Genomic DNA, 17,460 nt, shown 5'->3' with positions numbered 1-17,460 from the left:
TAAATTCTGCAACAAGAAATGTAACTTTTCTTGCAACCTGTTGTAGAAAAGACAAGACTTCTTGAAACGTTTCAGCGCTATCTTGCACGTCGAGATGAAGCAGTTTAGCGCTTATTTTCTCAGTTAAGCTGAAACGATTCAATTTCAGCAGGAGAGGAGAATCATGTTCCAGTTATCTGTTCAGGATATCCACCCGGGCGAACAGGCCGGGAATAAAGAAGAGGCTATTCGCCAGGTTGCTGCTGCGCTTGTGCAGGCAGGCAACGTGGCTGACGGCTACGTCAACGGCATGCTGGCACGCGAGCAGCAGACGTCCACGTTCCTCGGTAACGGTATTGCTATCCCACACGGCACCACCGACACCCGCGATCAGGTGCTGAAAACCGGCGTGCAGGTCTTCCAGTTCCCGCAGGGCGTACTGTGGGGCGAGGGTCAGGTGGCTTACGTGGCGATCGGCATCGCGGCCAGCGGTGATGAACACCTGGGCCTGCTGCGTCAGCTGACGCACGTGCTGAGCGATGATGCCGTGGCGGAACAGCTTAAATCTGCGACTACGGCTGAAGAGCTGCGTGCTTTGCTGATGGGCGAAAAACAGAGCGAAGCGCTGAGGCTGGACAATGAAACCCTGACGCTGGACGTCGTGGCGTCCGATCTGGTGACGCTCCAGGCGCTGAACGCGGCTCGTCTGAAAGAGGTGGGGGCGGCGGATACCGCTTTTGTGACGCGCACCATCAATGATAAGCCTTTAAACCTGGGGCAGGGCATCTGGCTGAACGACAGTGCTGAAGGCAACCTGCGTAGCGCTATCGCCGTCAGCCGGGCGGCTGTTGCCTTTGAGACAGACGGCGAGCGCGCCGCGATGCTGGTGACCGTCGTCATGGCTGACGACCAGCCGGTTGCCGTGCTGAAGCGTCTGAGCGATCTGCTGCTGAACAATAAAGCTGAAAAACTGCTGAACGCCGACGCGGCGACGGTGCTGGCCCTGTTGACCAGCGACGATGCGCTGACGGACGACCTGCTGAGCGCAGAGTACGTGGTGCGTAACGAACACGGCCTGCATGCCCGTCCGGGCACCATGCTGGTGAATACCATCAAACAATTTGAAAGTGAGATCACCGTGACCAATCTGGACGGTTCGGGTAAACCTGCCAACGGGCGCAGCCTGATGAAAGTTGTCGCGCTGGGCGTGAAGAAAGGCCATCGTCTGCGTTTCACCGCGCAGGGTGCAGATGCTGAACAGGCGCTGAAGGCGATTGGCGATGCCATCGCGGCCGGTCTGGGGGAGGGCGCATAATGAGCAGACGTGTTGCAACCATTACGCTGAACCCGGCTTACGATCTGGTAGGCTTCTGCCCGGAAATTGAGCGCGGTGAAGTCAACCTGGTTCGGACTACCGGCCTGCATGCCGCAGGGAAAGGCATTAACGTGGCGAAAGTGCTGAAAGATCTCGGCATCGACGTCACCGTTGGCGGCTTCCTCGGCAAAGATAACCAGGACGGCTTTCAGCAGCTGTTCAGCGAGCTGGGCATCGCCAACCGTTTTCAGGTTGTGCAGGGCCGTACCCGCATCAACGTTAAGCTGACCGAGAAAGACGGTGAAGTGACCGATCTGAACTTCTCCGGCTTCGAAGTGACGCCGGCTGACTGGGAGCGCTTCGTTGCCGATTCCCTGAGCTGGCTGGGCCAGTTTGACATGGTGTGCGTCAGCGGCAGCCTGCCGTCCGGCGTTAGCCCGGAAGCGTTCACCGACTGGATGACGCGCCTGCGCAGCCAGTGCCCGTGCATTATTTTCGACAGCAGCCGCGACGCGCTGGTCGCCGGTCTGAAAGCCTCTCCGTGGCTGGTTAAGCCTAACCGCCGTGAACTGGAGATCTGGGCGGGCCGTAAGCTGCCAGAATTAAAAGATGTGATTGAAGCTGCCCATGCGCTGCGCGAGCAGGGTATTGCTCACGTGGTGATTTCGCTTGGCGCAGAAGGTGCCCTGTGGGTGAACGCCTCCGGGGAGTGGATTGCCAAACCGCCGTCAATGGAAGTGGTCAGCACCGTGGGTGCCGGGGATTCAATGGTTGGCGGCCTGATCTATGGCCTGCTGATGCGCGAATCCAGCGAACACACCTTACGTCTTGCTACCGCCGTGGCGGCCCTGGCCGTGAGCCAGAGCAACGTCGGCATTACCGATCGTACCCAGTTAGCCGCGATGATGGCGCGCGTTGACTTAAAACCTTTTAACTAACAGCAGGAGAGGAATAATGAAAACGCTGCTGATCATTGACTCCGGTCTCGGACAGGCTCGTGCCTACATGGCGAAGACCCTGCTGGGCGCGGCGGCACAAAAAGCGCACCTGGATATCATTGATAACCCGGGTGATGCCGAAATGGCGATTGTTCTGGGTGACAAAATCCCCGCTGACAGCGCCCTGAACGGCAAAAAGGTGTGGCTGGGCGATATTAATCGCGCGGTGGCTCACCCTGAACTGTTTCTGAGCGAAGCAAAAGGCCATGCGACGGTCTACAGCGCCCCCGTTGAGGCGGCGCCGGTTGCAGCCACTGGCCCGAAACGCATTGTCGCGGTAACGGCGTGCCCGACGGGCGTGGCTCACACCTTTATGGCGGCTGAAGCCATTGAAACCGAAGCGAAAAAACGCGGCTGGTGGGTGAAGGTTGAAACCCGCGGCTCCGTGGGCGCAGGCAATGCCATCACGCCGGAAGAGGTGGCAGAAGCCGATCTGGTGATTGTGGCGGCCGATATCGAAGTGGATCTGGCGAAGTTTGCCGGTAAGCCGATGTACCGCACCTCTACCGGCCTGGCGCTGAAGAAAACCGCGCAGGAGTTTGATAAAGCGCTGGCGGAAGCCAAACCTTATCAGGCAACCGGTGCGGCGAAAACGCCAGCCGAAGGCAAGAAAGAGTCTGCGGGTGCCTATCGTCACCTGTTAACGGGCGTGTCTTACATGCTGCCGATGGTGGTAGCGGGCGGCCTGTGCATTGCGCTCTCCTTCGCCTTTGGTATCGAGGCGTTTAAAGAGCCGGGCACGCTGGCGGCGGCGTTGATGCAGATTGGCGGCGGCTCCGCGTTCGCGCTGATGGTGCCGGTGCTGGCGGGCTTTATCGCCTTCTCCATTGCTGACCGTCCGGGCCTGACCCCGGGTCTTATCGGCGGTATGCTGGCCGTGAGCACTGGTTCTGGCTTTATCGGCGGTATCATTGCCGGTTTCCTTGCGGGTTACGTGGCGAAGCTGATCAGCTCGAAGCTGAAGCTGCCGCAGAGTATGGAAGCACTGAAACCTATCCTGATCATCCCGCTGATCTCAAGCCTGGTCGTGGGCCTGGCGATGATCTACCTGATTGGTAAACCGGTCGCGGGCATTCTGGAAGGCTTGACCCACTGGCTGCAAACCATGGGAACGGCGAACGCGGTTCTGCTGGGCGCTATCCTCGGCGGTATGATGTGTACCGACATGGGTGGTCCGGTAAACAAAGCGGCTTATGCCTTTGGCGTTGGCCTGCTGAGTACCCAGACCTACGCGCCGATGGCGGCGATCATGGCAGCAGGTATGGTGCCACCGCTGGCGCTCGGCCTGGCGACGCTCATTGCCCGTCGTAAGTTCGATAAAGCGCAGCAGGAAGGCGGCAAAGCGGCGCTGGTGCTGGGCCTGTGCTTCATCACCGAAGGCGCAATCCCGTTTGCGGCGCGCGATCCAATGCGCGTTCTGCCCTGCTGTATCGTGGGCGGTGCGGTCACTGGCGCTATCTCCATGGCGGTTGGCGCGAAGCTGATGGCACCACACGGCGGTCTATTCGTTCTGCTGATCCCAGGCGCGATTACTCCGGTGCTGGGTTATCTGCTGGCGATTGTTGCCGGTACGCTGGTGGCGGGCCTGTCTTACGCGGTGCTGAAGCGTCCTGAAGCGGAAGCGGTAGCAAAAGCAGCCTGAATGAGGTGTCGGGTGGCGGCTTCGCCTTACCCGACCTACAAAAAAGCCGGGTCGCGTTAAGCGCCCGGCTTTTTTTATGCCGCCTGTTCAGCGGTTTGCTGTGCCTTCAGCCAGGCAATCTCTTCCGCCCAGATATCCGGATTAATGGTTTCCAGCACCATCGGAATGCCGTCGAAGCGGGCGTCCTGCATGATGAAGCGGAACGCATCGTGGCCGATATTGCCTTCGCCCAGGCTGTGGTGACGGTCAACGCGGCTGCCGAACCCGCTTTTCGCATCGTTTAAGTGCATACCGCGAAGATATTTAAAGCCAACAACGCGCTCGAACTCCTCGAAGGTATTTTTCGTGGCCTCGGTGGTGCGCAGGTCATACCCGGCGGCAAACGCGTGGCAGGTATCAATGCACACGCCCACGCGGGATTTATCCTCCACGCCGTCGATGATCGCCGCCAGATGCTCAAACTTAAAGCCGAGGTTGCTGCCCTGACCGGCGGTATTCTCGATCACCGCCGTCACGCCCTGGGTTTTATCCAGCGTCATGTTGATCGACTCGGCAATGCGCGCCAGACAGGCGTCTTCGTCAATCTGCATCAGATGACTTCCCGGATGGAAGTTCAGCAGCGTCAGCCCCAGCTGTTCGCAGCGCTGCACTTCATCAAGGAACGCCTCGCGGGATTTATCCAGCGCTTCCTGCACCGGATGCCCGAGGTTAATCAGATAGCTGTCGTGGGGAAGGATTTGGCCCGGCCCGTAATGGTATTTTTCACAGGCGGCTTTGAAATCGTCAATCACTTCTGCGGTGAGGGGCGCTGCGCGCCACTGGCGCTGATTTTTGGTGAACAGGGCGAAAGCGGTCGCCTCGATTTCGGCGGCGCGAATGGCGGCATTCGCAAGGCCACCGGCAGCGCTAACGTGCGCTCCAACATATTTCATGAAAAGACTCCTGTTAACCCGAAACGCCTATGATAACGGGTTAACAGGAGAAGGACGAGATGGTTTATGCCATCAGGCTGTGCACGGCAAGGTTAATCGCGCCGCCGCCCACAATCAGCCAGATGAAGAGCACCAGCGCCATCAGCAGCGGTTTCGCACCGGCTTTTTTCAGCGCGCTGACGTGAGTGGTCACCCCCAGCGCCGCCATCGCCATTGCCAGCAGCACCGTATCGAGCGTCACCAGCATCTCCACCACCGCGTTTGGCAGCAGGTGGAAGGAGTTGAAGATAGCGACCACGATGAACAGGATCGCAAACCAGGGGATGGTGATTTTGCTTTTCTCGCTGCCGCCTGCCGGAGCCAGCTGCTTAACCCGCGCCGCGAGGAAAATCAGGAACGGGGCCAGCATCATCACGCGCAGCATTTTGGCGATGACCGCCGCGTTTTCCGCTTCCGGATTGATGGCGTGACCTGCCGCCACCACCTGCGCCACTTCGTGCATGGTTGAGCCAATATAGATGCCATAGGTTTCCGGGCTAAACCAGTGCGCCACCAGCGGGTACATAGCCGGATAGAGGAAGATCGCCAGCGTACCGAAGATGACCACCGTTGCAACGGCGACCGTCACTTTACTGGCTTCGGCCTTAACGACCGGCTCCGTCGCCAGCACCGCGGCGGCGCCGCAGATGCTGCTGCCCGCGCCGATCAACCAGCTGGTCTGTTTGTCCAGCCCAAAGATCTTCTGGCCGATGAAGCACGCCAGTAAAAAGGTGCTGGTAAGGGTCAGGACGTCAATGGCAATCCCGCTGACGCCCACGTCCGCTATCTGCGAAAAGGTGAGTCGGAAGCCGTAAAGGATAATCCCGAGACGTAATAGATGCTGCTTGGCGAAAATCACGCCGCCGTCGCAGGATTTCCACAGGTGCGGATAAACGGTATTCCCCACTACCATGCCGAGCAGAATGGCCAGCGTTAAGGCGCTGAACCCTGCGCCAGCAACCGCCGGTATACTGCCGCCCCATAAGGCAATCCCGGTAACTACGGCGCTGAGCGCGAGGCCCGGCACGAAGTGCCACACTGTACGATGATGTTGTAAGGTGATTTCTGACATAACCTTCTCCTTTGTCTGGCTAAAGGTTACGGCGCTCTGGCTTAAAAATAAAATTGATTATATATTTATAATCAATCTTTATAAGTGGTAAGCAACCATGCACATTACATTGCGTCAGCTGGAAGTTTTTGCCGAAGTGCTCAAAAGCGGCTCGACGACCCAGGCGTCACAAATGCTGGCGCTCTCGCAGTCTGCCGTCAGTGCGGCCTTGACCGATCTGGAAGGGCAGCTGGGCGTCCAGCTTTTCGACAGGGTAGGGAAGCGGCTGGTGGTGAACGAACATGGCCGACTGCTGTACCCGCGCGCGCTGGCGCTGCTGGAGCAGGCGACGGAGATCGAGCAGCTGTTCCGCGAGGACAACGGCGCTATTCGCGTTTTTGCCAGCAGCACGATCGGTAACTACATTCTGCCGGAAGTGATCGCCCGCTACCGCCGTGATTTTCCGACCCTGCCGCTGGAGATGAGCGTCGGCAACAGTCAGGACGTCATAAACGCGGTCATTGATTTCCGCGTGGACATCGGGCTTATCGAAGGGCCATGCCACAACGTGGATATCATTGCGGAACCCTGGCTGGAGGATGAGCTGGTGGTATTCGCTTCCCCGGCCTCTTCTCTGTTACAGGGCGAGGTCACGCTGGAACGGCTGGCGCAGGCCCAGTGGATCCTGCGCGAGCAGGGCTCCGGTACGCGTGAAATCGTCGATTATCTGCTGTTGTCCCATCTGCCGCAGTTCCAGCTGGGAATGGAGCTAGGCAACTCGGAGGCCATCAAGCACGCCGTGCGTCATGGTCTGGGCATCAGCTGTCTCTCCCGTCGGGTGATTGCCGAACAGCTGGAAACCGGCTCGCTGGTTGAGATCCCCATTCCGCTGCCGAAGCTGGTGCGTACGCTGTGGTGCATCCATCATCGTCAGAAACACCTTTCCAGTTCGCTCCAGCGCTTTCTGCGCTACTGCGCCATTTAACATTTCCCGGTGGCGCTTCGCTTACCGGGGCTATGTGCGCTTACCACCCCACATTTTTATGCTTTACTTATAATCCTGGCCGAGTCATGAAGCTCTCTTATAACTGAGCATTTCTGCCGGAAGGAACGCGGATCGTCTGCTACAATCGCGCCTCATTTATTGAATGGACAGCATTTTCACATGGTTTCAGAAACTAAAACCACAGAAGCGCCCGCGCTACGTCGCGAACTCAAGGCGCGTCACCTGACGATGATCGCCATTGGCGGCTCCATCGGTACAGGTCTTTTCGTTGCCTCTGGCGCAACGATTTCGGCAGCCGGCCCGGGTGGGGCACTATTCTCTTATATCCTGATTGGCCTGATGGTTTACTTCCTGATGACCAGCCTGGGCGAACTGGCGGCCTACATGCCGGTATCGGGGTCGTTTTCGACCTACGGACAAAAATATGTTGAGGAAGGCTTCGGCTTCGCGCTGGGCTGGAACTACTGGTACAACTGGGCGGTGACTATCGCCGTGGACCTCGTCGCCGCGCAGCTGGTGATGACCTGGTGGTTCCCGGACACGCCTGGCTGGATCTGGAGCGCGCTGTTCCTGGCCGTTATCTTCCTGCTGAACTACATCTCCGTGCGCGGCTTTGGCGAAGCGGAATACTGGTTCTCTTTGATTAAAGTGGCAACCGTCATCATCTTTATCGTCGTCGGTGTGGCGATGATCGTTGGTATTTTCAAAGGGGCTGAACCAGCGGGCTGGAGTAACTGGACCATTGGCGACGCGCCGTTTGCCGGGGGCTTCTCGGCGATGATTGGCGTAGCGATGATTGTCGGCTTCTCCTTCCAGGGCACGGAGCTGATTGGTATCGCGGCCGGTGAATCCGAAAACCCGGAGAAGACTATTCCGCGCGCGGTGCGTCAGGTGTTCTGGCGTATTCTGCTGTTCTACGTGTTCGCCATCCTGATTATCAGCCTGATCATTCCGTATACCGATCCAAGCCTGCTGCGTAACGATGTAAAAGACATCAGCGTCAGCCCGTTCACCCTGGTCTTCCAGCACGCGGGACTGCTCTCTGCGGCTGCGGTGATGAACGCGGTGATCCTGACGGCGGTACTGTCTGCGGGTAACTCCGGCATGTACGCCTCCACCCGTATGCTCTATACCCTGGCCTGCGACGGCAAAGCGCCGCGTATTTTCTCGAAACTGTCTCGCGGTGGCGTGCCGCGCAACGCGCTGTATGCGACCACGGTGATTGCGGGTCTGTGCTTCCTGACCTCCATGTTCGGCAACCAGACGGTGTATCTGTGGCTGCTTAACACCTCCGGTATGACGGGCTTCATCGCCTGGCTGGGCATTGCCATCAGCCACTACCGTTTCCGTCGCGGCTACGTCATGCAGGGTCATGACCTGAATAACCTGCCGTACCGTTCAGGGTTCTTCCCGCTGGGGCCGATTTTCGCCTTCGTTCTGTGCCTGATCATTACTCTGGGTCAGAACTATGAGGCCTTCCTTGCGGACACCATTGACTGGGGCGCCGTTACGGCCACCTACATTGGTATCCCGCTGTTCCTGCTCATCTGGTTTGGCTACAAGCTGACGAAAGGAACACGCTTCGTTCGCTACAGTGAAATGGATTTCCCTGAACGATTTAAGCAATAACCGCACTTCCTCTCTTTAAGCCCGCTCAACCGAGCGGGCTTTTTTATGGGCAGATCAGAAGCTGTAGGTCATGCCAACCGTATAGCGACGCCCGTCCAGCACGGTGTCATACGTGTCGTAGTCAATCTGCTTATCAAGCACGTTATACACACCGGCGGTAACCAACAGGTTTTTGTTCGCGTTGTAGCGCAGACCAACATCAACCTGAGTGTAGGACGGCGTGCCCTGTGACATTGACGTGCGGCTCAGGTACTCAGACGTTTTACCGCGAAGGTTCAGACGGCTCCAGAAACCGACGTCGGGCGTCGCCTGCCAGTCCAGGGTGGTGTTGAACATGTGCTTCGGCATCTTGTTCAGCGGCTTGCCTGAGAACTGACCGCTCTTCTGCTCGGATTCGGTATAGGTATAGTTTGCGGTCCAGTTTACATCGCGCGAGATTTTCCAGCCGAAGGAGGACTCCACGCCGCGCATGTTGGCTTTATCCACGTTGACCCGGTCGCTCACGAAATCATAGCTGTGATCGCCAATCGTACAGGCGGGATCGGCGCTGCTGTTACAGCGGCGAACTTCCGTAATCTTGTCCTTGAAGTCGGTATTGAACAGCGTCACGCCGGCATTCAGGTTATCGTTGTTATCCCAGAGCAGGGCGAGCTCTTCGCTCAGGCTCTTCTCTGGTTTCAGATCCGGGTTGCCGACGATGATACCGTCAAGACGGCCGCCACCCGTTACCTGGCCCCAGCTGGCAGACGACTGACGCAGATCCGGCGCACGATAGCCAGCCGAAACCCCGCCTTTCAACGTCCAGTGATCGGCCAGGTGCCATACGCCGTAACCGCGCGGTGTCCAGTTCGTCCCGTAGTTTTGGTCTTTGTCCATGCGCAGGCCGCCGGTCAACGTAAAGCTTTCCGTCATTGACCATTCATCTTCGGCAAACAGGGCCCAGCTCCAGCGCGTCAGTTTGTTCAGGCCGTCCGCCGCTTCCAGCTGATTGCCCTTGTCGCGCAGTTTCTCATACCGATACTGCCCGCCGAGGGTCAACGTATGATCGCCGAGGAAAATCTGGTTCTGGTTGTTGAAGGTGGTGTTATACGAGCGCATTTTGCGACCTGGATTATTGGTCTCTTCCTGCTGGATATAGCTGGTGGTATTGAAGTCGTCGTAATACCCGCTGTGGGTTAAGGAGTAGGTCGTGTGCTCATAGCGCGAGTCACTTTTGGTATTTGGCTTACAGGTCGTTCCCCGGCAGGTTTCAGCCGCTTTCGACATCCCTGGCGTGCTGTTTCTGTCCTGAAGCTCGCGAGCAAAATCAAGATCGAAATCGTTCTTCTCATCCGGGGTGAAGTTCAGGGTAATGCCACCGTTACGCATTTTCTGCTCGTTATACCCGTTCACGATTTTATCTTCGGCGCGGCGTGACAACAGCCCCGTCACTTTTGCGCCAAGCAGACCGTCAATCAGGGGACCAGAAGCGTAGGCGTTGGTCTGGAAGATATCGCCGGAATCATGGTTTTCCTGGAAGGTTGCATCGCCGTGCAACGAACCGGTCCAGGCTTTAGTGTTTGAGACTTTTTTGGTAATGACGTTGATGACGCCACCCATCGCATCGGAGCCGTAAAGTGAGGACATCGGGCCGCGGATAACCTCAATGCGCTCAATGGACTCCAGCGGCGGCAGCCAGCCTTGCTCTATACCCGAGTTGTCGCTGTTTGGGCGGGTGCTTCGCGTACTGACGCGTTTGCCGTTCACGAGGAACAAGGTGTACTGAGATGCCATGCCGCGAATGCTGATATCACTGCTACTCCCGCCGCCGGTGACGACAACGCCCGGGACGTCTCTCAGGGCATCGGTAACATCACGGTAGGCTTTATCTTCAATCTGCTGTTTCGAAATAACAGAGATGGAGGCGGGGGCATTCTGGATCTTTTGCTCAAAACCCGTCGCGGTGACGACAACGGTGTCCTGATCGGCTGCGTGAACGAGAGGGGTGAATGTGGCAGCGCCAACGGCGACGGCCAGGAGCTTAATGCGGGGTATTGTCATTTGTACATTCCGTATAAAAATGAATAAAACTCCATCGGGATAACCCTGAGAACTGTATGTTTTTGTCTTTTAAGAACTCTTTAAGATGGAGAAGAGCCTGGAATTGTACAAAAGAATGTAGAATTGTAAACACAAATGATAATTGAAATCATTTGTGTTTGACGAAGATGAAAGGAAACCAGCCTGGATTCAAGCGGATAGAATTATGTAAATGAGGGGGAGGGGAAAGGCCCGGTATGCAGGAGGCTACCGGGCAAAAAGGCTGAACTTACCTGAACAAATGTTCCGCATGGAAGCGGAGATGATCTTCAATAAAGGACGCCATAAAGTAATAGCTGTGATCGTATCCCGGCTGAATGCGCAGCGTCAGCGGCCAGTCCTTCTGGCGCGCCGCTTCAGCCAGCACCGCAGGCTGTAACTGTCCGGCGAGGAACTGATCCGCATCACCCTGATCGATAAGCATCGGAATCGCATCTTCCGTCCGGCTTGCCAGCATCAGCGCGCAGCTGTCCCATTCCTGCCATTTTTGACTGTCGTCCCCCAGATAGTGCGTAAAGGCTTTTTGCCCCCACGGCACCTGCGTTGGGTTCACAATCGGTGCAAATGCCGACACGCTGACGTACTTACCCGGATTTTTCAGCGCCATGATCAGCGCGCCGTGGCCGCCCATCGAATGCCCGCTTATCGCGCAGCGCTCGCCGACCGCAAACTGAGACTGCACCAGCGCCGGCAGTTCGTCGCGAATGTAGTCATACATGCGGTAATGGCTCGCCCACGGCTGTTCGGTGGCGTTGAGATAGAATCCGGCACCTTTACCCAAATCGTATCCGGCATCGTCGGCCACGTCATCGCCACGCGGGCTGGTGTCTGGCATCACCAGGGCAATGCCCAGCTCAGCGGCAATACGTTGTGCTCCCGCTTTGGTGGTGAAGTTTTCGTCGTTACAGGTCAGGCCTGAAAGCCAGTACAGCACCGGTGGATTTTCCGCAGGGGGCAGGAAAATGCTGAACGTCATTGCACAATTCAGCGTGGTGGAGTCGTGCCGCCAGCGCTGCTGTCGACCTTCAAAACAACGATGCTCTTCGAGCAGTTCCATGCAGGGCTCCTTAAAGGTAAGACGATTCATATAACGCATAATACAGCGTTTTCATTGACCTGTGAGCAACTTTCACTTTCGCAGGACGACGAGATGTTGCATCATAAATTTACTTTTCTTTAACAATTGGAGCGATCATGGCGCTGCGTATCGCGCTCAGCGGATTTGTGGTTCTGGTCGTGGCAATGGGGATAGGGCGCTTTGCCTTCACGCCTCAGGTGCCACTGATGATTGCCGCCGGGCAACTCACGCTCACCAGCGCGGGTCTGGTGGCGGCGATGAACTATCTGGGCTATCTGGTCGGCGCATGGGATGCCATGCGCGCCCATCGCTTCGTTGAAACGCGTCTCTGGCTGGGGATTATCGGCGCGGTGGCGTTGACGCTGCTCTCCGCAGCGGCAGAGAACGCCGTCGTTCATGGCCTGCTGCGCTTCGTGATTGGCTGCATGAGCGGCTGGTCGATGGTGCTGATTGCCGCCTGGACCAACGAGCGGCTGGGGCAGTTGGGCAAGCCGGGGCTCAGTGCGGCGGTCTTTGCCGGACCTGGCGCCGGCATTGCGCTGAGCGGTCTGCTGGCGGTCTATATTCATGCCAAATCCCTGTCCGCCGGGGCGGCATGGCAAATCTACGGCGTCCTGGCGCTGGTGCTGATTGCGCTGATAGCGCGGTATCTGCCGCGCGCGGGTCAGCTCCATCGTCCGGGGTCCGCTCCTGAGCCGCTGCGGCTGACCGCAAATTTAAAGCGTCTGGTCTGGAGCTACAGCCTGGCCGGATTCGGCTATATCCTTCCGGCGACCTTTTTATCGCAAATGGCGGCGGTGCGTTTTCCCGGCAGCCTGTTTGCGCAGTTTGTCTGGCCGATATTTGGCGCCGCTTCGGTGGTGGGAATTGCGCTCAGCATTGCCCTGCGGCATACGTCAAGCGCTAACCGCAGGCTTGCGATTGTCCTTTGGCTACAGGGGATTGGTGTGCTGGCGGCCTGGCTGCTGCCGGGCATTGGCGGTTTGCTGACGGGAGGGATGCTGGTGGGCGGCGGGTTCCTTTGCGCCGTGCAGCTCTCTCTGCTATACGGTCGCGAGCTGGCGCCAGACCACGCGCGCTATATGGCGGGGCTGCTCACTACCGGGTATGCCATTGGCCAGCTGGTGGGGCCGGTCACGTCGGCGCTGTCGACCTGGCTCACGCACCGGCTTGAACCTGCGCTGGGGCTGGCGGGGATCGCGCTGTTCGTTGGCGGGGCGTTAGTCTGGAACCGTCAGGTTGAAAGGCAACAGCAATTGCAATAATTATCGTCGTGAATACTGGATTATGTGCGTCGCCTCACGCACAATGAGCGCACACTTTTGCCACAACGAGGGCAAAAGACGCCACACCTGCAGGAGAAAAGAATGCCATCACTCAGTAAAGAAGCAGCCCTTGTCCATGAAGCGCTGGTTGCGCGCGGTCTTGAAACGCCACTGCGCCCGCCCGTGCAGGAGCTGGACAATGTTACCCGCAAGAGTCTGATCGCCGGCCATATGACGGAGATCATGCAACTGCTGAATCTCGATCTGAGCGACGACAGCCTGATGGAGACGCCGCACCGCATCGCGAAAATGTACGTCGACGAAATTTTCTCCGGTCTGGATTACGCGAACTTCCCGAAAATTACCGTCATTGAAAACAAGATGAAGGTTGATGAGATGGTGACGGTACGCGATATCACGCTGACCAGCACCTGCGAGCATCACTTTGTGACGATCGACGGTAAAGCGACGGTGGCTTATATTCCAAAAGATACGGTTATTGGCCTGTCCAAAATCAACCGCATCGTGCAGTTCTTCGCCCAGCGTCCGCAGGTGCAGGAACGTCTGACGCAGCAGATCCTGACCGCGCTGCAAACCCTGCTGGGTACCAACAACGTGGCGGTGTCCATCGACGCGGTGCACTACTGCGTGAAAGCGCGCGGCGTGCGTGATGCCACCAGCGCGACCACCACCACCTCGCTGGGCGGCCTGTTCAAATCGAGCCAGAACACCCGCCAGGAGTTCCTGCGCGCCGTGCGTCACCACAACTAATCAGACAGGGCAGGGACCATGGAGCGAAACGTCACGCTCGATTTTGTTCGCGGCGTCGCCATTCTCGGTATCCTGCTGCTGAATATCAGCGCCTTCGGTCTGCCGAAGGCCGCTTATCTGAATCCTGCGTGGTATGGCGACATCACGCGCAGCGATGCCTGGACGTGGGCAATTCTCGACCTCTTCGCTCAGGTGAAATTCCTGACCCTCTTTGCGCTTCTTTTTGGCGCCGGACTTCAGCTTCTCCTTAAACGCGGTACGCGCTGGATCCAGTCGCGCTTAACGCTGCTGGTCATCCTTGGCTTTATTCACGGGCTGCTTTTCTGGGACGGCGATATTCTGCTCGCATATGGCCTGGTAGGCCTTATTTGCTGGCGGCTGATCCGCGACGCGCCCGGCGTAAAAAGCCTGTTTAATACCGGCGTGATGCTCTATGTCATGGGGCTGGCCGTGCTGCTGCTGCTCGGCATGATTGCCGATGGCGCTACCAGTCGGTCGTGGATCCCGGATGCGGCCAACCTGCAATATGAGCAGTTCTGGAAGCTGAAAGGCGGCATGGAGGCGATCGGCAACCGGGCCGATATGCTCGGCGATAACCTGCTGGCGCTGGGCGCGCAATACGGCTGGCAGCTGGCGGGGATGATGCTGATGGGCGCAGCCCTAATGCGCACCGGCTGGCTGAAAGGGGAGTTTAGCCTGCGACACTATCGTCGAACGGGCGCAGGGCTGGTGCTGCTCGGCGTGATCGTCAATCTCCCGGCGGTGATTATGCAGTGGCATCTTCACTGGGATTACCGCTGGTGTGCGTTCCTGCTTCAGGTACCGCGCGAGCTGAGCGCGCCGTTCCAGACTATCGGCTATGCGGCGCTGATTTACGGCTTCTGGCCGCGGCTCTCCCGCCTGTGGATCGTCAGCGCGGTGGCCTGCGTTGGACGGATGGCGTTAAGCAATTACATTCTGCAAACCCTGATCTGCACCACGCTTTTCTACCGATTCGGCCTGTTTATGAAATTCGACCGCCTGACGCTGCTGGCGTTTGTTATTCCGGTCTGGATTGTTAACGTAGTGTTTTCCGTGGTCTGGCTGCGCTATTTCCGCCAGGGCCCGCTGGAGTGGGTATGGCGCCAGCTAACCGCCCTTGCGTCGGGTACATCATTACGTAAAACATCCAGATAACGATCTGGATCACAATCATTAACAAAACGGATGTAAGCGTTTTCATCTGTGTGAGCTTCTTCACGTAGTCTCCTCTCTCTCGCTGCCAGAATAGCCACCTTGCTAAACACAGGGGGTGTCTGTGAGTTGCTGCAATCCTTTAAAGGATGGTGAATATGATCACCATTCGTGACGTCGCCCGCCAGGCGGGTGTTTCTGTTGCTACCGTCTCCCGCGTGCTGAACAACAGTGCGCTGGTCAGCCCTGAAACGCGTGAAACCGTAATGAAAGCCGTGACCCAGCTGGGGTACCGGCCAAACGCCAACGCGCAGGCGCTGGCGACGCAGGTCAGCGATACCATTGGCGTAGTCGTGATGGACGTGTCGGACGCCTTCTTCGGTGCGCTGGTCAAAGCGGTGGACGTTGTTGCCCAGCAGCACCAGAAATACGTGCTGATTGGCAACAGCTATCACGAGGCTGAGAAAGAGCGCTATGCCATTGAGGTACTGATCCGCCAGCGCTGTAACGCCCTGATTGTGCACTCTAAAGCCCTGAGCGATGAGGAGCTGGCCGGGTTTATGGAGCAGATCCCCGGTATGGTGCTGATCAACCGCATCGTCCCCGGTTACGCGCACCGCTGCGTCGGTCTGGATAACGTCAGCGGCGCAATGATGGCGACGCGGATGCTCATCAGCAACGGCCATCAGCGCATTGGCTACCTGGCTTCCAGCCACGGTATTGAAGACGACATGATGCGCCGCGAAGGCTGGCAAAATGCCCTGAAAGAGCAGGGCATTGCGCCTCTTGAGAGCTGGGTCGGCACCGGTTCGCCGGACATGCAGGGCGGTGAAGCGGCCATGGTTGAACTGCTGGGGCGTAACCTTCAGCTATCAGCCGTGTTTGCCTATAACGACAGCATGGCGGCAGGTGCGCTTACCGCGCTGAAAGACAATGGCATTGCGGTGCCACAGCATTTATCGCTGATCGGTTTTGATGATATCCCCATTGCCCGTTACACCGATCCGCAGCTGACAACGGTACGTTATCCCATTGCGTCGATGGCGAAACTGGCGACAGAGCTGGCGTTGCAGGGGGCGGCCGGGCTGTTAGATCCTGACGCAACGCATTGTTTTATGCCGACTTTAGTACGCCGCCATTCGGTCGCTATTCGGCAAACTGTGGCTCCGATCACTAACTGATAACATCACGTGATGTAACCGTTTTCAATCTGTGAGTAAATTCACAGTATCTTAACAAGCCGCTGTCTATGATGTCAGCGTTTTAGGGGCTGAAACACAATGTAACGGTGATTATTCACTTTTACCGTTGCCAGAACGCCTCAGACAACGAATAAAACGCATTTCTGGAGCGTTACCGAACACGGAAGCTGGACATTTTATAAGTGAACGTCGGCGATCAGTAACGTTTTATTAACATCTGCCCGCCTGCCGTTTTTCACCAGAACTACCCTGCATAAAAAAAACCGGAGATACCATGAATAAGAAGGTGTTGACTCTGTCTGCTGTCATGGCAAGCATGCTTTTTGGCGCAGCAGCCCACGCTGCGGATACCCGTATTGGCGTGACTATTTATAAATACGACGACAACTTCATGTCTGTTGTGCGCAAAGCAATTGAAAAAGATGCTAAATCAGCGCCAGACGTACAGCTGCTGATGAATGACTCCCAGAACGACCAGTCCAAACAGAACGATCAGATTGACGTTCTGCTGGCAAAAGGCGTGAAAGCGCTCGCTATTAACCTGGTTGACCCGGCCGCAGCAGGCACGGTTATCGAGAAAGCGCGCGGCCAGAACGTGCCAATCGTCTTCTTCAACAAAGAACCTTCCCGTAAGGCGCTGGACAGCTACGATAAAGCGTATTACGTGGGTACTGACTCCAAAGAGTCGGGTATTATCCAGGGCGATCTGATTGCGAAACACTGGGCGGCAAACCCAAACTGGGACCTGAACAAAGACGGTCAGGTGCAGTTCGTTCTGCTGAAAGGCGAGCCGGGCCACCCGGATGCTGAAGCCCGTACCACCTACGTCATCAAAGAACTGAACGACAAAGGCCTGAAAACCCAGCAGCTGGCGTTAGATACCGCGATGTGGGATACCGCTCAGGCGAAAGATAAGATGGACGCGTGGCTCTCTGGCCCGAACGCGAACAAAATTGAAGTGGTCATCGCCAACAACGACGCGATGGCTATGGGCGCCGTTGAAGCGCTGAAGGCACACAACAAATCCGCCATTCCTGTCTTCGGCGTGGATGCTCTGCCAGAAGCGCTGGCGCTGGTGAAATCTGGCGCAATGGCCGGTACCGTGCTGAACGATGCTAACAACCAGGCGAAAGCCACCTTCGATCTGGCGAAAAATCTGGCCGACGGTAAAGGTGCCGCTGACGGAACTAACTGGAAAATTGAAAATAAAATCGTTCGCGTTCCTTACGTGGGCGTAGACCAGTCCAACCTGGCTGAGTTTATCGGTAAATAAGATTTTCGTTTTGTCTTCACTGGGCGCA

Annotated in this window: 14 protein-coding genes; 10 read left to right on the top strand and 4 right to left on the bottom strand. The window is 57.2% G+C overall.

Annotated features, from left to right (window positions below; genetic code table 11):
* The first annotated feature begins 163 nt into the window (after positions 1-163).
* Genes fruB through fruA form a run of 3 tightly spaced genes read left to right on the top strand, consistent with a single transcriptional unit; the run spans position 164 to position 3,934 of the window.
* Positions 164-1,294 (top strand): fused PTS fructose transporter subunit IIA/HPr protein, encoded by a 1,131-nt coding sequence (fruB, locus tag IM300_RS04590; RefSeq protein WP_193035509.1) that lies wholly within the window; start codon positions 164-166, stop codon positions 1,292-1,294.
* Complete coding sequence (gene fruK / locus IM300_RS04585; protein WP_063450329.1) at positions 1,294-2,232, top strand: 1-phosphofructokinase; 939 nt, start codon at positions 1,294-1,296, stop codon at positions 2,230-2,232. Before fruB ends, fruK begins: the two co-directional genes overlap by 1 nt.
* Positions 2,233-2,248: 16 nt before the next feature.
* A complete protein-coding gene (gene fruA, locus IM300_RS04580; protein ID WP_063868295.1) occupies positions 2,249-3,934 on the top strand; it encodes a PTS fructose transporter subunit IIBC in 1,686 nt (561 codons plus the stop codon).
* A 74-nt stretch (positions 3,935-4,008) separates the two neighbouring features.
* Here fruA and nfo read toward each other — a convergent pair whose 3' ends face one another.
* Both nfo and IM300_RS04570 read right to left on the bottom strand, forming a co-directional pair.
* Positions 4,009-4,866 carry a deoxyribonuclease IV gene (gene nfo, locus IM300_RS04575; protein WP_193035507.1) on the bottom strand — a complete coding sequence of 286 codons (858 nt, stop codon included), beginning with the start codon at positions 4,864-4,866 and terminating at the stop codon, positions 4,009-4,011.
* Positions 4,867-4,930: 64 nt separating this feature from the next.
* Positions 4,931-5,977 (bottom strand): YeiH family protein, encoded by a 1,047-nt coding sequence (locus IM300_RS04570; RefSeq protein ID WP_193035505.1) that lies wholly within the window; start codon positions 5,975-5,977, stop codon positions 4,931-4,933.
* A 97-nt stretch (positions 5,978-6,074) separates the two neighbouring features.
* Here IM300_RS04570 and yieE point away from each other — a divergent pair, with 97 nt between their 5' ends.
* Positions 6,075-6,941: a DNA-binding transcriptional regulator YeiE gene (yieE, locus tag IM300_RS04565; RefSeq protein WP_193035503.1), complete on the top strand. Its 867-nt coding sequence runs from the start codon at positions 6,075-6,077 to the stop codon at positions 6,939-6,941.
* Between the two features lie 180 nt (positions 6,942-7,121).
* Positions 7,122-8,591 carry an amino acid permease gene (locus IM300_RS04560; protein WP_063450324.1) on the top strand — a complete coding sequence of 490 codons (1,470 nt, stop codon included), beginning with the start codon at positions 7,122-7,124 and terminating at the stop codon, positions 8,589-8,591.
* A 54-nt stretch (positions 8,592-8,645) separates the two neighbouring features.
* On the opposite strand, the gene IM300_RS04555 is transcribed toward IM300_RS04560, so the two are convergent.
* Positions 8,646-10,631 (bottom strand): ligand-gated channel protein, encoded by a 1,986-nt coding sequence (locus IM300_RS04555; RefSeq protein WP_047367964.1) that lies wholly within the window; start codon positions 10,629-10,631, stop codon positions 8,646-8,648.
* A gap of 268 nt (positions 10,632-10,899) precedes the next feature.
* Positions 10,900-11,727 carry an S-formylglutathione hydrolase gene (gene fghA / locus IM300_RS04550; RefSeq protein ID WP_193035501.1) on the bottom strand — a complete coding sequence of 276 codons (828 nt, stop codon included), beginning with the start codon at positions 11,725-11,727 and terminating at the stop codon, positions 10,900-10,902.
* A gap of 137 nt (positions 11,728-11,864) precedes the next feature.
* Here fghA and IM300_RS04545 point away from each other — a divergent pair, with 137 nt between their 5' ends.
* The 5 genes from IM300_RS04545 (at position 11,865) to mglB (ending at position 17,432) form a co-directional block, all read left to right on the top strand.
* Entirely contained in the window at positions 11,865-13,013 is a 1,149-nt protein-coding gene (locus tag IM300_RS04545) for a YbfB/YjiJ family MFS transporter (RefSeq protein WP_193035499.1), read from the top strand.
* A 102-nt stretch (positions 13,014-13,115) separates the two neighbouring features.
* Positions 13,116-13,784, top strand: a complete 669-nt coding sequence (folE, locus tag IM300_RS04540) for a GTP cyclohydrolase I FolE (protein ID WP_064910334.1) — start codon at positions 13,116-13,118, stop codon at positions 13,782-13,784.
* 18 nt (positions 13,785-13,802) lie between these two features.
* Positions 13,803-14,960, top strand: a complete 1,158-nt coding sequence (gene yeiB, locus IM300_RS04535) for a DUF418 domain-containing protein YeiB (protein ID WP_193035497.1) — start codon at positions 13,803-13,805, stop codon at positions 14,958-14,960.
* 155 nt (positions 14,961-15,115) lie between these two features.
* Positions 15,116-16,138: an HTH-type transcriptional regulator GalS gene (gene galS / locus IM300_RS04530; protein ID WP_063450318.1), complete on the top strand. Its 1,023-nt coding sequence runs from the start codon at positions 15,116-15,118 to the stop codon at positions 16,136-16,138.
* A 295-nt stretch (positions 16,139-16,433) separates the two neighbouring features.
* Positions 16,434-17,432: a galactose/glucose ABC transporter substrate-binding protein MglB gene (gene mglB, locus IM300_RS04525; RefSeq protein ID WP_063450317.1), complete on the top strand. Its 999-nt coding sequence runs from the start codon at positions 16,434-16,436 to the stop codon at positions 17,430-17,432.
* Positions 17,433-17,460: the final 28 nt, after the last annotated feature.

Source organism: Enterobacter cloacae complex sp. I2, assembly GCF_014896205.1.
In the GTDB taxonomy this organism is placed as follows: domain Bacteria; phylum Pseudomonadota; class Gammaproteobacteria; order Enterobacterales; family Enterobacteriaceae; genus Enterobacter; species Enterobacter quasihormaechei.
This window is presented reverse-complemented; position numbering and strand designations above follow the sequence as displayed.